13 protein-coding genes are annotated in these 14,004 nt (G+C 40.7%); 11 read left to right on the top strand and 2 right to left on the bottom strand.

The genetic code is table 11. The features are described 5' to 3' along the window. The first annotated feature begins 47 nt into the window (after positions 1-47). Both E4635_RS09060 and E4635_RS09055 read left to right on the top strand, forming a co-directional pair. Positions 48-584 carry an SRPBCC family protein gene (locus E4635_RS09060; protein WP_135526314.1) on the top strand — a complete coding sequence of 179 codons (537 nt, stop codon included), beginning with the start codon at positions 48-50 and terminating at the stop codon, positions 582-584. Between the two features lie 67 nt (positions 585-651). Beyond that, complete coding sequence (locus E4635_RS09055; RefSeq protein WP_135526313.1) at positions 652-2,004, top strand: hypothetical protein; 1,353 nt, start codon at positions 652-654, stop codon at positions 2,002-2,004. A gap of 10 nt (positions 2,005-2,014) precedes the next feature. Here the strand turns inward: E4635_RS09055 and E4635_RS09050 are convergent, their stop codons facing one another. Next, complete coding sequence (locus E4635_RS09050; protein WP_135526312.1) at positions 2,015-2,776, bottom strand: oxygenase MpaB family protein; 762 nt, start codon at positions 2,774-2,776, stop codon at positions 2,015-2,017. 143 nt (positions 2,777-2,919) lie between these two features. Between E4635_RS09050 and E4635_RS09045 the strand changes: the two genes are divergently transcribed. Both E4635_RS09045 and E4635_RS09040 read left to right on the top strand, forming a co-directional pair. Continuing rightward, positions 2,920-3,204 carry a hypothetical protein gene (locus E4635_RS09045; RefSeq protein ID WP_135526311.1) on the top strand — a complete coding sequence of 95 codons (285 nt, stop codon included), beginning with the start codon at positions 2,920-2,922 and terminating at the stop codon, positions 3,202-3,204. 39 nt (positions 3,205-3,243) lie between these two features. Beyond that, a complete protein-coding gene (locus E4635_RS09040; protein ID WP_135526310.1) occupies positions 3,244-3,627 on the top strand; it encodes a hypothetical protein in 384 nt (127 codons plus the stop codon). A gap of 98 nt (positions 3,628-3,725) precedes the next feature. Here the strand turns inward: E4635_RS09040 and E4635_RS09035 are convergent, their stop codons facing one another. Then, complete coding sequence (locus E4635_RS09035; RefSeq protein ID WP_135526309.1) at positions 3,726-4,409, bottom strand: hypothetical protein; 684 nt, start codon at positions 4,407-4,409, stop codon at positions 3,726-3,728. 616 nt (positions 4,410-5,025) lie between these two features. Between E4635_RS09035 and E4635_RS09030 the strand changes: the two genes are divergently transcribed. The 7 genes from E4635_RS09030 to E4635_RS09000 all read left to right on the top strand — a co-directional run bounded on the left by E4635_RS09030 (position 5,026) and on the right by E4635_RS09000 (position 13,985). Further along, positions 5,026-5,478 carry a Fur family transcriptional regulator gene (locus tag E4635_RS09030; RefSeq protein ID WP_135526308.1) on the top strand — a complete coding sequence of 151 codons (453 nt, stop codon included), beginning with the start codon at positions 5,026-5,028 and terminating at the stop codon, positions 5,476-5,478. A gap of 30 nt (positions 5,479-5,508) precedes the next feature. Further along, positions 5,509-6,780 (top strand): adenylosuccinate synthase, encoded by a 1,272-nt coding sequence (locus E4635_RS09025; RefSeq protein WP_135526307.1) that lies wholly within the window; start codon positions 5,509-5,511, stop codon positions 6,778-6,780. Positions 6,781-6,861: 81 nt separating this feature from the next. Further along, complete coding sequence (locus tag E4635_RS09020; protein ID WP_135526306.1) at positions 6,862-8,679, top strand: chloride channel protein; 1,818 nt, start codon at positions 6,862-6,864, stop codon at positions 8,677-8,679. 77 nt (positions 8,680-8,756) lie between these two features. Next, entirely contained in the window at positions 8,757-10,415 is a 1,659-nt protein-coding gene (locus E4635_RS09015; protein WP_135526305.1) for an OstA-like protein, read from the top strand. A gap of 43 nt (positions 10,416-10,458) precedes the next feature. Further along, positions 10,459-11,646, top strand: coding sequence for an aspartate aminotransferase family protein (locus E4635_RS09010; RefSeq protein ID WP_135526304.1), 1,188 nt, complete (start codon positions 10,459-10,461; stop codon positions 11,644-11,646). 197 nt (positions 11,647-11,843) lie between these two features. Continuing rightward, complete coding sequence (locus E4635_RS09005; protein ID WP_135526303.1) at positions 11,844-13,238, top strand: tetratricopeptide repeat protein; 1,395 nt, start codon at positions 11,844-11,846, stop codon at positions 13,236-13,238. Positions 13,239-13,244: 6 nt separating this feature from the next. After that, complete coding sequence (locus E4635_RS09000) at positions 13,245-13,985, top strand: shikimate dehydrogenase family protein (RefSeq protein WP_135526302.1); 741 nt, start codon at positions 13,245-13,247, stop codon at positions 13,983-13,985. Positions 13,986-14,004: the final 19 nt, after the last annotated feature.

Raw genomic sequence — 14,004 nt, 5'->3', positions numbered from 1 at the left:
ATTGCATGGCGAGAATGTTTTAACTTGCACTATCTAAAACCATCAAAATGAACATCATTATCACTGTTTTATTGTTATTGGCCGGCTTGACTGCCCTTTTCCTTTTTATAGCACTTTTTACAAAAAAAGGATACGACATCCAGCGTGAAATTAGTATCGATGCGCCACGCCAGCAGGTTTTCAATTATCTGAAACAGCTCAAAAACCAGGACAATTTCAACAAATGGGTAATGGTCGATCCGGAAATGAAGCGGGAATTCAAAGGCACTGACGGCACAGTCGGATTTATATATGGCTGGAACGGAAACAAAAAAGCCGGAGAAGGCGAACAGGAAATCAAAACTTTGGAAGAAGGAAAAAAAATCGAGACGGAAATCCGTTTTATAAGGCCTTTCCCAGCTATCGCTTATGCCACCATGACCACGGAAGATATATCCGGCAATCAAACCAAAGTAATCTGGCGCAATGCCAGCACCATGAAATATCCGCTAAACGGCATGATAACCATGATTGAAAAAATGCTTGCAAAAGACATGGATACCAGCCTGGGCACTTTAAAGAACATCCTTGAAAAACAATCGTAATACACTGCCAATAGCAAAACCATCCCTGGAAATATTTACTATCTTTAGCCATCTTTAAATCCAAATCATGTCTAAATTCCATACTTTATTGTTTTTTGCATTTGCTTTAACATCCTTGTTCAGCTGTCAGGAAGATGATATACAGGACGTGGAAACCAGCGTTCTTTTTTCTGTAGATTTGGACCCTGGCAAATTTACGTCAGACTACAAAAAATCCTATATTGCAGCCTATACTCCTCAAGGGGAATTGTTAAAATACGGTAGTTTGTCGGATTCTTCGGCCTGGGTTCTTAAAGCGCCATACGAAGGAAATAAAATTGATATTGTATTTTTTGAAATCTGGCATGGAAATTCATTGATGGTCAACCATATTAAAAATGTAAACATCGGGCAAGTATTCACAGATCCTGATCATTTACTGCCAGATCTCACCCTACCTACTAAAGAAATTGTGCTTAAAGTGGAAGATTTTGGCAATAGGGACGGAAATAGTACCGCTGCAAGTTTCACTTATGAATGCCGCCCTCACTCCCATATTAGAGGATATTCCTATCCTTATGGGGAATTTATGTGGGATAAAGTTGAAAATAATTATACCTACAAAAAAACCAATATCGAAATAAACGCCAAATACCAAGGTACCGAAATTATCCTTTTTGAAAGAGGCACGAATAAACCGTATGTAAAACATATCGATATTGCTGCAAATTCCATTACTAGCGGCGATACTATCACGTTGCATAAAAGTGATTTTGTACTGAGCACAACAAATACCGTCGAGGTCAATTCCGTAAATAATGCCTTTAATAATATCTTTTTATATACGTACAATTCCCATCCCGGCAGAAGGGACATGATTACTTCGTTTGAAAATGTCCCAAATACTGCGGCTGAAAAGAAAATAAAATATGTGAGCAGCAGCATACTTCCTATTGACCGTTGGGAATTCACTTACAGGGCCGGCACTACTACAAACTATTACAGGCAAGCCAACACAGGAATCCCTTCTGTCATAAACGTTCAGGAATTGACCGGGCATAATCTGGTAAACAACGGGAATCAATCCGATTTCACACACGGTAGCATTTTTCCAGGCAAAATATTGGCCCGAAGTACTTTTGAGTGTTCTAAAGTTAAAAACGGAGCCAACTTTCATTATTCGATGTTTTTTGATAACAATGAAAGTATTGGGACTACCCATATCGTCCCGGTCCGCATTCCTGATGAAATCCTGTCGGGTTACGCAAATTTCATCGCTTTGGATGCTTTAGAATGGCAAGATTTCGGTTATAGCCAAACGTATACGGACATTCCCGGAAATTCTCCTTTGGATTTCCTGAAAAACTCATTATTAAGATGGGTTGATAGGAATTCTTCTGATAGTGACTACACTTACGAAGTATTTTCAATCATGTTGTAAATTATAATATTCAATCCTTTATATCCAATTCCTGTATCTGGCTTTTATAGGCGGAAGGCAGCAATATACTTTTGACAACCCTGTCCAGCTTTACCAGCCTGCTGTATTTATATAAAGGTACGATAGGCGAAAGCAGGGAAAAACCGTTAAAATGCAATAATTCTTTTACCGAAGCCGGTACTACTAATTTCTGGCCTTCAACCAATACTTTATATCGTAAGGTACCCAGGTGTTTTTTGTATTGCAAGAAAAGATCTGCAGTATATAGGCTTCGCTGGAGATCATCGGTTAAATGCTGCTGGCGTACCGGAATCCATTCTATATAGGAAGACGGCAACGACTGCAATCCCATCCTTGTGCCTACACGATAAAAAACATTGTAAACTTCTTCCTTTTCTTCCGGGCTTAATTGCTTTTCGAGCAGTTCGTATGCTGCTATCGAATAATGAATCAACATAAACAGTACATCACGATATGCCCAATCCGGTATCGAGGCACCACGGCTTTGCTCTACATTCGTATGGATATGGCGCATCATATCAATGGCCGCATGTGCCTGATCTGTAGGTGCAAAAACTATTTTCCGGGCATAACCTACCGTGGAAAACAACCGGCCTAAAGGGTCAGAAGGCAGCTTACCCGTAAAATAAAGCCAGTCGACTGCTTTATTCAAGGCAAATTCTGCAGCAGCGCCCGCAAAAATGAAAAGTACGGTATCGCTCTTGCCCCATATTTTCCTGACTATCGAATCTTTTTCTACAAATAATGACATAGCAAAAATTATTTTAGGCTAAAGTATGAAAAAAAATTAATTTAAAAGTACTTTGTATTTCAAAGTTATTTATATTTGTAAAAAATTTAAGGGATGCATTGCTTTCCTGAAACAAAAAACAACAATTCTTAAAACCTAAAATCATGAAAAACAAAAGGCTTATTGGCATTGTGCTTACCGTAGCACTACTATTATGTATTCCGTTGATAGGGATGCAATTTTCGGAAGAGGTGAACTGGAGTGCGGGTGATTTTACAATTGCTGCCATCCTGCTGTTGGGCACCGGGCTGCTGTGTGACCTCGTATGGAGGAAAGTTCCCAAAATGGAATATAAAATAGCGCTCTGCATAGGATTGCTAGCCGTTCTTTTCCTTATTTGGGCTGAACTTGCCGTGGGGCTTTTCGGGACACCGTTTGCAGGATCATAAACCAGAAAGAATACCAACCTTCCTTTAAGAGAAGCATAAATGAAATATTTAGACAAATTACTTGATGTTTACCCAAACGAAAGAGATTCTTTCCAAATTATATCTTGGTGGGAACTGCGGAGGATACTTTACAATCTGATTGTCCTTGTTTGTGGCATTGCCTCGATGAGCCTTACTTCTTTGCTGGTGAATGCTCCGCCCGGTCAAGATATGGTCGAGCCTTTTGCTATAATGGGATTTGGAATTGCCTGTAACCTAGGTTATACTTTAGGCTGGCTGACAGAACTATTTGTAAAAAATGACCCGGCGTATGGCCCGAAAATGTTCAAAACGGGTTTGTATTTTACGCTGTTTTTTATCTTTTTGCCATTAGCCATCCATATTGTGATGTGCTTTGCCCGGGGTTTTAAAACGATGTATTAGGATTTCGGCACCGGTACTTTTTGTATATTTTGGTGCATTGCTTACCTACATATAATAGAAAAGCCTGCTGTAATAGCAGGCTTTTTTAGTGTAAAGTTTTAGGCTGGCACAGCGTCTGTTTCTTCTACTTTGACCAATCGCATCCTGGAGATGATTTTGGAAACGGTATACTCGTCTATTTTCCGGGTATCGTTGTACATGATCTTGCCGGCCATGATAATGGTAGCGATACATTCATAAAGTTTTTTGTATTCTTTTGAATTGTCTTCGTACAATTGCTTTTTGATGTTCATGATTTCGTTTTGCAACGCATTTTTTTCTGCAAGGCTGTCCTTTACGGTAATGAGGGTGCTTGTGAAATCGGGCGCCATTCCTTTACTGGAGAGCATGGCCTGGTTTTCGGTGACGTATTGTATAAGGCCGCTCATTTTGTAACAGGCGCCTTCTATATTCTTGACTCTCAAATCTCTTTTTACTTGCGATAATATGGCATTGTCTAGCCCGGCACGTTTGAAATAAAACGCGAGGAAATTGAGTTCGCTGTTGAGCACATCGGCCTGCTCATAAAGGGTAACGGTAACCTTTTTTTGCTCTTTGGTCAGTTTTAAGGTTTGCTCTAATTGTTCCACTTTTTGCAGCTGATCCTGAAATTCTGCTTCGAAGGCAGGCGTAAACTCGCTGAAACGAGTAGCCAGCTCTACCCTGTCCCGCAGGAAACTTGTTTTTATAAAAGTACCGGCCGGTACGTATTCTTCCAATCTTAATTTAACCCCTCTTTTCATTACTTTATTTTTAAATTTTTGAGTTTCTAAAATAATTATTTTATAAGAAAATACGTCATAATAGATGATTTTTTTTAAACTATTTTGATAACATACTTTCTTTCAACAGAAGACAGGAGAATTGTATTGATATATGGGCATTTACATCAGTGCAATGGACAATTACATCATGAAAATTGCAATTACATCAAGTAGTTCGTAATCTTGTCATGTTGACGAAGGAAACATCTTTGTTAGTTTTTCTTCTTTTATTCTTTACTTTTTTCTTGATAAAAAAGTAACAAAAAATCAAGCCTGATTGTTTTTTACTTAAAATCTACGGAAGGATTTCTCTATCGGGAACCAGGCCGCTCGTCATACTTCCTCGCTTTTTGGTTCCCTCCCACTCCCAACGCGCAAATACTTCCTTGATTTTTTGTGTAAAAAACAAAAGGGCGAAGTGGAGCGCTTGGAAAGATTGAAATAAAGGAAGTATCTTGATTCTTTGTTCTATTTCTTTTTTCTATTCTCTTTTTTCTATTTTCTTTTATCTTGACTCTTGCTTCTTGACTCTAATTAACGAATCCGCTCATCAATCGCTTTTGTCTTTGAGACAATTTCATTATCTTTGCCGGATATGACACTTATAGCTACAGATAACACTAACAATCAGGAGATTGTAAAAAACGTTTTTACAATGTATCTTGAGAACAAGGGCCACAGGAAAACGCCTGAACGCTATGCTATTCTTCAGGAAATATATGATAGTGAGGAGCATTTCGATATTGAGAATTTATATATCAAGATGAAAAACAAGAACTATCGTGTGAGCCGCGCTACTTTATACAATACTATCGAGCTGCTCCTGGATTGCGGGTTGGTGCGCAAACACCAGTTTGGCCAAAACCAGGCACATTACGAAAAATCATACTTCGACAAACAGCACGACCATATCATTATGCTCGATAATGGCGAGGTGATTGAATTTTGCGACCCGAGGATCCAGACCATCAAGAAAACGATGGAAGAGATCTTCAATATCGAAATTCAGAACCACTCCCTGTACTTTTACGCAAACAGGAAAAAATAACTACACAATAATAAATTAACACACAACACAATGACCGTAGATTTACTACTAGGATTACAATGGGGAGATGAAGGCAAAGGAAAAATCGTCGATGTATTAACCTCAAAATATGACATTATTGCACGTTTCCAGGGAGGGCCAAATGCCGGACACACACTGGAGTTTGACGGAATAAAACACGTTTTGAGAACGATTCCTTCGGGGATTTTCCACAAAAACAATATCAACATCATTGGAAACGGGGTGGTAATTGACCCGGTAGTTTTTAAATCTGAGATTGACGGGCTGGCCAAATTTAACCTGGACCTGAAATCAAAACTGATCATTTCCCGGAAAGCACACCTGATCCTTCCTACGCACCGTTTGCTGGATGCAGCTTCGGAAGCATCGAAAGGAAAAGCGAAAATAGGATCGACCTTAAAAGGGATCGGGCCTACTTATATGGACAAAACCGGCCGTAATGGGATTCGTGTGGGCGATATAGAATTAGCGGATTTTAAAGAGAAATACCGCATTTTGGCCAACAAGCATGAAGAAATGATCAAATTCTACGATGTTTCGATCCAATACAACCTTTCCGAATTGGAAAAAGAGTTTTTTGAAGCGGTGGAAGAATTAAAGAAATTAACGTTTATAGATTCTGAAGAATATTTGCACCAGGCACAGAAAGCCGGAAAATCAATCCTTTGCGAAGGAGCGCAGGGTTCCTTGCTGGATGTGGATTTCGGGACGTACCCGTTTGTGACTTCTTCCAATACGACTGCAGCCGGAGCCTGTACAGGTTTGGGGATTGCCCCGAATAAAATCAAGGAAGTGTACGGGATTTTCAAAGCGTATACCACTCGTGTGGGCAGCGGGCCTTTCCCTACGGAAGATTTTGGCGATGCCGGGACTACCATGGCGAAGGTTGGGAACGAGTTTGGGTCTGTAACCGGGCGCCAGAGACGTTGTGGCTGGCTGGACCTTGTGGCCTTGAAATATGCCGTGCAAGTGAACGGAGTTACGCAATTAATGATGATGAAAGGAGATGTATTATCAGGGTTTGAAACCTTGAAAGTATGTACTTCGTATAATTATAAAGGACAGGAAATTACGCATTTGCCGTATAATATCGAACCGGAAAACATTACTCCTGTGTACACCGAATTTAAAGGCTGGAACGCTGATTTGACCGGAATGAGTACATATGAGCAGTTGCCGAAAGAACTGAAGGATTATATCGCTTTTATTGAAAAGGAAGTGGAAGTTCCTATCACTATCGTTTCGGTAGGACCGGACAGGAAACAGACGATTATGAAATAAGACAACACCAAAACGCTTTGATAAATCAAAGCGTTTTTTTTCCTACTTTAGAATATATTTGTTTGTACTAAAAACCAAAAAATGACAAGCCGCAGCTCTGCTACCATACAACTGTTTTTCAGGAAAATAATCCGCCGTTTTGAGACCGTTTTCTTTTTAGCCAAAGATTTACTGTCCGAGCGGAATTTTATTTACCTGTCCTGTATTGTCATAGCCATTTCCTGCTCGTTTGCGGTAATCGTTTTAAAGAGTTTTGCCCACAATGTCTTTTTATTCGCTACCTATATCAACAGTTACCTCAAACTGCCGTATAGTAACAGTATTTTACCGATTGTAGGGATTTTGCTTACGGTGCTGGTCATTAAAAAATTCCTGGACAATTCCCTCGAAAAAGGAAGTTCCAAGATTTTGTATGCTGTGGCTAAAAAAGGTGGGATCGTGCCCCGGAAACAAATGTACGCCCAGATTATAACCAGCTCGCTGACTGTAGGATTGGGCGGTTCTGCCGGATTGGAAAGCCCTATTGTGATTACCGGGGCGGCTTTTGGCTCTAACTTTGCACAGAAATACAAACTTTCTCAAAAAGACAGGATACTGCTTTTGGCCTGTGGCGTTTCTGCGGGTATTGCCGCGGCCTTTAACGCACCTATCGCCGGAGTTTTGTTTGCCATTGAGGTGATTTTGACCGATGTGAGTATTTCGGCTTTTATTCCTATTATGATTTCGGCGGCGACCGGAGCTTTGGTTTCACAGATTATTTTAAGCCAGGACATTCTTTTGAGTTTCAAACAGGACCTGAGTTTCAATTTCCACAATACGCCTTATTATATTTTACTGGGCATTTTAGCTGGTTTTGTGTCTGTTTACCACGCCAGGAATTTTAGAAGGGTCGAGCATTTTTTTAACGGATTCAAGAAAAGTGTGTATAAGAAAGCGCTCTTTGGTGCTTCGCTTCTGGCCATCCTGATTTTCTTTTTCCCTACGCTTTTTGGTGAAGGGTATGAAAGCATCAAAACATTATCGGAGCCGCATCCTGAAGTTTTATTGAACAACACATGGCTCGAAAATTACAAAAGCAACGAATGGATCTTACTTGTTTTTATTGGGGTAACGGCTCTTTTGAAATCATTTGCCACTGGTTTGACATTAGGCAGCGGCGGGAACGGGGGAAATTTTGCTCCTTCCCTTTTCGTGGGTTCTTACCTGGGCTTTTTTGTAGCAAAATCTGCGCAGCTTTTAGGCATTTCCGATGCTCCGATTACCAATTTTACCATTGTAGGGATGGCCGGGATATTAAGCGGTTTGTTCCATGCCCCGTTAACAGCCATTTTCCTGATTGGCGAGATTACCGGAGGCTATGACCTGATGGTGCCTTTGATGATTGTATCTTCCATTAGTTATGCGGTGTCGAAACGATTCGAGAAACATTCGATGGATGTCAAATCCCTGGCGGACAAAGGAGAAGTTTTTACCAGCAACAAAGATAAAAATGTGCTGCAGAGCATTGATTTTCTGAATTTGGTGCAAACCGATGTCAAAACCATTGCGTTGGAGAATTCTTTGGAAAACCTGGTGGAAAACCTCACCCATACCAACCAACATCTGTTCCCGGTGCTGGATGAGAAAGGAAAATTGTTGGGGATTGTTAATTTTGAAGTGATCAGACCGTTTATTTTCAGTGCTTTCAAAGTAAAATATACAGCAGTCAGCGAAGTGATGTCCCCGCCGGAAAATACCGTTGAATTTGATGATGGCATGGAAGTTATCATGGCAAAATTTGAAAATGCCAAAGAAACCATTTTACCAGTAACCAAATACGGCAAATTCTTCGGTTTTGTTTCCAAAGTGGATATTCTCGAAGAATACAGGAAAAAATTGAAAGAACTTGTCATCGAATAAGAACATAACGTATAAATAATTCTTAATAAAAAGGTTAGTTTTCTTATTTTAATTAATTTTGAAAAAAATAAATCCCATTGAATACACTATATTTCCGCCTTGTTTGTTTGCTGTTTCTTTTTGGTCCGATAAGCCTTTGGGCGCAAGACACCAAAAAAATCATCATTGAAGGATCTGATTTTCTTGACATAACCGAAAAAGAAGTCCCGGGCGCCATTGTTTTTACCGGCAATGTCCGCATTGTGCATGAAGGCGTGAGAATGACATGCAACAAAGCGTATCATTTCAGGAATTCCAATTTTGTCAAAGCCTTCGGGAATGTCCAGTTGGTGCAGGGCGATACCCTTTTCATGAACAGTAAATATGCTGAGTACAACGGAAATACCAAATTTGCCATTGCGACCGGCGATGTGGTCATGCGCGATCCTAAAATGACTTTGTCTACCGATACCATCAATTTTGACCGGAAATCCCAGGAAGCCTATTACAATACCAATGGTACGATCCGAGACCAGGAAAACACCTTGACCAGCAAATCCGGGCATTATTACCTGAACCAGAAGAAGTTCCAGTTCCAGACGGCCGTTACGGTAACCAACCCAAGGCAGACCATCAAAACCAATCACCTGGATTATTATACCAATTCCGGGCATGCTTATGTTTTCGGGCCTTCGACCATAACTTCCAGCACCAATACCATTTATACCGAAAAAGGCTTTTACGATACCAAAAAAGACGAAGGCCGCTTGTTGAAAGGCTCCAAAATAAAATACAAAGACCGCCTGATTGAAGGAAATGACATCTATTACGACCGTAAACTCGATTTCGCGCGTGCCAAGAACAATGTGAAAATAACCGATACCATCAATAATTTTGTGGTAAAAGGCCATTATGCGGAAGTATACAAGCAAAAAGATTCCATGTTTATCACTAAAAAGGCTGTAGCTGTTACTTTGTTTGAAAAGGATTCGGTTTTTTTCCATGCCAAAAGGCTCCTGGTAACCGGAAAACCGGAAAACCGGATTATCCGCGGGTCAAACAATGCGCGGTTTTATAAAAAAGACATGAGCGGGAAATGCGATTCCATCCATTACAATCAAAAAACCGGGCTTACCCAAATGATCGGCAAACCTATTTTCTGGAATGGTGAAAACCAAATGACCGGCGATGTAATGCATTTGATTTCAGACAGCAAAACCGAAAAAATGGATTCCTTGAAAGTCCTTAACAATGCTTTTATCGTATCCAAAGACACTATCGGGACAGGATATAACCAAGTCAAAGGCCAAAATTTGTTCGGGAAATTCAAAGACAACAAACTCCATGAGGTAGACGTGGTCAAGAATACCGAAGTCCTATATTATATGCGGAATGACAAACAGGAGCTTATCGGGATCAATAAGAATGTGAGCAGCAGGATCAATATGATCCTGGACGGAAATACCATTGAAACCATAACTTTTTTCACCAATCCTGACGGAACCATTTACACAGAATCCGAATTACCGGAGAATGCCCGACTGCTCAGGGGTTTTATATGGAGAGGCGATGAAAGAATCCTCTCGAAAGAAGGTATTTTCCCTAAAGAAGAGCTGGAATTAGACGAAAAAATCCAAAAGGAGATAAAAGCCGAGGCACTCAAACCAAGTGTTCCGATGGAAGCTACCAAAGAAACACTCGAATATGACAAACCCGCGCCATTGAAGAAACCCGAAGTGAAGAAAAAGAAAAAATAGCCTTCCTTTTAAAATAACCAAATCACGAATAAACGCATTGAACATGCTGAACGATTTTTACAAATACCAGGCCCAGACTTCCCCGTATCCTTTGGGAATGGAAGTATCGCATGCCATTGGCTCTTATATTTACGACACGAAAGGCAAGAAATACCTGGATTTTGTAGCCGGGGTTTCCGCCTGCACATTAGGCCACCAGCATCCAAGAGTTAAAAAAGCCATTACCGACCAATTGGACAAATATGCCCATGTTATGGTGTATGGGGAATATGCGCAGGATCCTTCGGTAAAATTATGCAAGCTCATGGCCCAACACATGCCTGAGAGACTCAACAAAACCTATTTGGTCAATTCCGGAACGGAAGCCACTGAAGGTGCATTAAAGCTAGCCAGGCGCGTTACCGGCCGCAGCCAACTGATTTCATGTTTCAACGCGTACCATGGCAACACAATGGGTTCGATGAGTGTAATGGGTTTTGAAGAACGCAAGCAAATATTCCGCCCGTTAATCCCCGATGTTGATTTTATCACCTTCAACAATGAGGAAGATTTACAGAAAATAACAAACAAAACAGCCGGCATCATCCTGGAAACCATCCAGGGAGGCGCAGGTTTCATACAGCCGTATAATGATTATCTAAAAAAAGTACGCCAACGCTGCGATGAAGTTGGGGCGATGATGATCCTGGACGAAATCCAGCCCGGATTTGGGCGCACCGGTACACTTTTCGGATTCCAGAACTATGATGTGGTGCCGGATATCGTGGTCATGGGCAAAGGTATGGGAGGCGGAATGCCCGTAGGTGCCTTTACCGCAAATGAGGCGCATATGGACTTGCTGAGCCACGATCCCAAATTGGGCCATATTACAACTTTCGGAGGCCATCCGGTCATTGCCGCAGCCTGCCTGGCCACTTTGGAGGAACTTGTTCAAACCGATATCATGGCACAAACCTTGGAAAAAGAGCAATTATTCCGTAACTTGTTAGTACATCCTTTAATTAAAGAAATCCGGGGAGAAGGATTGATGCTTGCTCCCATGACAGAAAGTCCTGAAATCACCAATCAGATCATTTTTAAATGTCAGGAAAAAGGCCTCATATTGTTCTGGCTGCTCTTTGAAGGCTGCGCCATCCGCATCACTCCGCCATTAACCATTACAAAACAGGAAATTACAGAAGGATGTGGCATCATTATTGAGGCTATGAATGAGGTAATGAACGGAAATTAAAAAGTGGTTTTTTTATTTGGATCCCATCCTGAAACACAACATTGGAATTGCGTTTTAAAATCGGGCCATTACCAATGGACAATGCCTTTAACACTGAAAATTTGTTAATTAAATTGTTCACAACAATTGATTTTAAACACAAATAACAGATTAAAGGTTTCCTAACTTTATTAAGGATAATTTTAAAAACAATGAGTATGCATTTGAGTCACGAAGAAGAAGATCATAATTTATCCTTATCAAAATTCGAATCGATGTTAAAAACAAACAAGGTCTTGTTTTTTGATTCAGAAGAATTCGAGGATATCATACTACATTACATGGATATTGGTAAATCGAGCCTAGCCAAGAAGGCATTAAAATTAGCGCTCGAACAACATCCGAAATCAACAGGGCTAAAGCTCGTTCAGGTAGAAATGCTTGTCTTTGACGACAAATTGGACGTTGCCGAAAAAATGCTCAACGAACTTTACGCCATCGAACCTACAAACGAAGAAATTTACATCCAGAAAGCCAACATCCATTCGAAAAGAGACAATCACGAAAAAGCAGTGGAATTGCTGAAAATTGCCTTAAAATACACTGATGATTACGCCGATGTTTACAACTTAATTGGCATGGAGTATCTTTTTATGGACGATTTGGAGCTGGCCAAGGAAAATTTCATCAAATGCCTTGAAGAAGAGCCGGAAGAACAATCCAACCTATACAATGTCATCTATTGTTTCGAGTTTTTGGAACAAAACCAGGACGCGATTGATTTCCTGACCAATTATATCGACGGAAACCCATACAGCGAAATTGCCTGGCATCAGTTGGGAAGGCTTAATTACGGATTGAAAAGATACGAGGATGCCCTTGTCGCTTTCGATTATGCGACCCTTATTGACGACTCGTTTTTGGGTGCTTTTATGGAAAAAGCAAAAGCATTGGAACGTTTAAAAAGGTATGAGGAAGCTATTGAGAATTACACCGAAACTATCCGCCTGGACGATCCTACCTCGTATGCATTGCTGCGTATAGGAAAATGCCACGAAAAACTGGGCAATGAAACCGATGCATTGCAATTTTACAACCGGACTGTCCATGAAGACCCTTTATTGGACAAAGGCTGGATTGCCATTACCGATTTTTATTTCCGTAAAAAAAATTACGCGAAAGCCTTGTATTTTGCCAACAAAGCCATTGCCATTGACAGTGAAAACAAATTATACTGGAAACGTTTTGCTGCAATAAATAAAGCGCTGAACCTTTTTGAAGAAGCGGAATACGGCTACCGAAAAGCAGTAGAATATGGTGATTACCAATTAGATACATGGTTGTTCTGGACTGATGTATTGCAATACCTGGGAGAATTTGAAGCGGCCGTACAAACTTTATTGCAGGCCAGCGAATATTTCCCGGAAGAACATGAGGTCGAATACCGCTTGTCCGGGCTGTATTTTATGCTGCACGAAACAGAGAAAGGCATTTTCCACCTTAGCAACGGCCTTCGCCAGAACTATAAAAAAAGAACCCTTATCCAGGAACTGTTCCCTGTAATCTGGGAACGAAAAATGGTACAGGACTATATTGAAAAACATAAAAAATAACCCCGGATGAAAAAACTGGGGTTACTCGGCAAAAATATCGGCTATTCTTTTTCACGGAATTATTTTACGGATAAATTCAATAAGGAAGGATTAGCCGATGTTTTTACGTATGAAAACTACGACATTGATTCCATTGAGAAATTTCCGGAAACCATCAAAAAAACTCCTGGCCTGATTGGCCTGAATGTGACGATCCCTTACAAGGAAGCTGTCATTCCTTTTCTGGACGGATTATCGGAAAATGCCCGGCAGATAGGCGCCGTAAATACCATAAAAATGGAAACCAACGGAAAATTAACCGGCCACAACACCGATTATTACGGGTTCCTGCAATCTTTACAACCCTTACTGAAAGAACATCACAAAAAAGCATTGATCCTAGGAACCGGAGGCGCTGCAAAAGCCATCGCGTTCGGGCTAACCGAAATTGGGATCGATTCGGAATTCGTCTCCAGGAAACCCGCTGCCAATACTATCACCTACGGAGATTTGAACCGCCAATCTTTTGAAGAAAACCAAATCATCATCAATTGCACGCCTTTGGGAACTTCCCCTAAAACAGAATTGTTTCCGGATATCCCTTATGATTTTTTCACACCAAACCATATTGCTTTCGATTTGATTTACAACCCGGAAAAAACAACATTCCTCAAAAAAGCGGAAGAAAAAGGGGCTGTACTCAAAAATGGTTATGAAATGCTGGTATTCCAGGCAGAAAAAGCGTGGGAAATCTGGAACAGGGATTAAACACTTCTATCCCATTCCT

Origin of the sequence: Flavobacterium humi (assembly GCF_004745595.1) — a bacterium.
GTDB classification, from domain to species: domain Bacteria; phylum Bacteroidota; class Bacteroidia; order Flavobacteriales; family Flavobacteriaceae; genus Flavobacterium; species Flavobacterium humi.
This window is presented reverse-complemented; position numbering and strand designations above follow the sequence as displayed.

Bases quoted from the DNA above. Each gene is read 5' to 3' on its own strand.
- E4635_RS09060 (WP_135526314.1), top strand. From the start codon at position 48: ATGAACATCATTATCACTGTTTTATTGTTATTGGCCGGCTTGACTGCC.
- E4635_RS09055 (WP_135526313.1), top strand. From the start codon at position 652: ATGTCTAAATTCCATACTTTATTGTTTTTTGCATTTGCTTTAACATCC.
- E4635_RS09050 (WP_135526312.1), bottom strand. From the start codon at position 2,776: ATGTCATTATTTGTAGAAAAAGATTCGATAGTCAGGAAAATATGGGGC.
- E4635_RS09045 (WP_135526311.1), top strand. From the start codon at position 2,920: ATGAAAAACAAAAGGCTTATTGGCATTGTGCTTACCGTAGCACTACTA.
- E4635_RS09040 (WP_135526310.1), top strand. From the start codon at position 3,244: ATGAAATATTTAGACAAATTACTTGATGTTTACCCAAACGAAAGAGAT.
- E4635_RS09035 (WP_135526309.1), bottom strand. From the start codon at position 4,409: ATGAAAAGAGGGGTTAAATTAAGATTGGAAGAATACGTACCGGCCGGT.
- E4635_RS09030 (WP_135526308.1), top strand. From the start codon at position 5,026: ATGACACTTATAGCTACAGATAACACTAACAATCAGGAGATTGTAAAA.
- E4635_RS09025 (WP_135526307.1), top strand. From the start codon at position 5,509: ATGACCGTAGATTTACTACTAGGATTACAATGGGGAGATGAAGGCAAA.
- E4635_RS09020 (WP_135526306.1), top strand. From the start codon at position 6,862: ATGACAAGCCGCAGCTCTGCTACCATACAACTGTTTTTCAGGAAAATA.
- E4635_RS09010 (WP_135526304.1), top strand. From the start codon at position 10,459: ATGCTGAACGATTTTTACAAATACCAGGCCCAGACTTCCCCGTATCCT.
- E4635_RS09005 (WP_135526303.1), top strand. From the start codon at position 11,844: ATGCATTTGAGTCACGAAGAAGAAGATCATAATTTATCCTTATCAAAA.
- E4635_RS09000 (WP_135526302.1), top strand. From the start codon at position 13,245: ATGAAAAAACTGGGGTTACTCGGCAAAAATATCGGCTATTCTTTTTCA.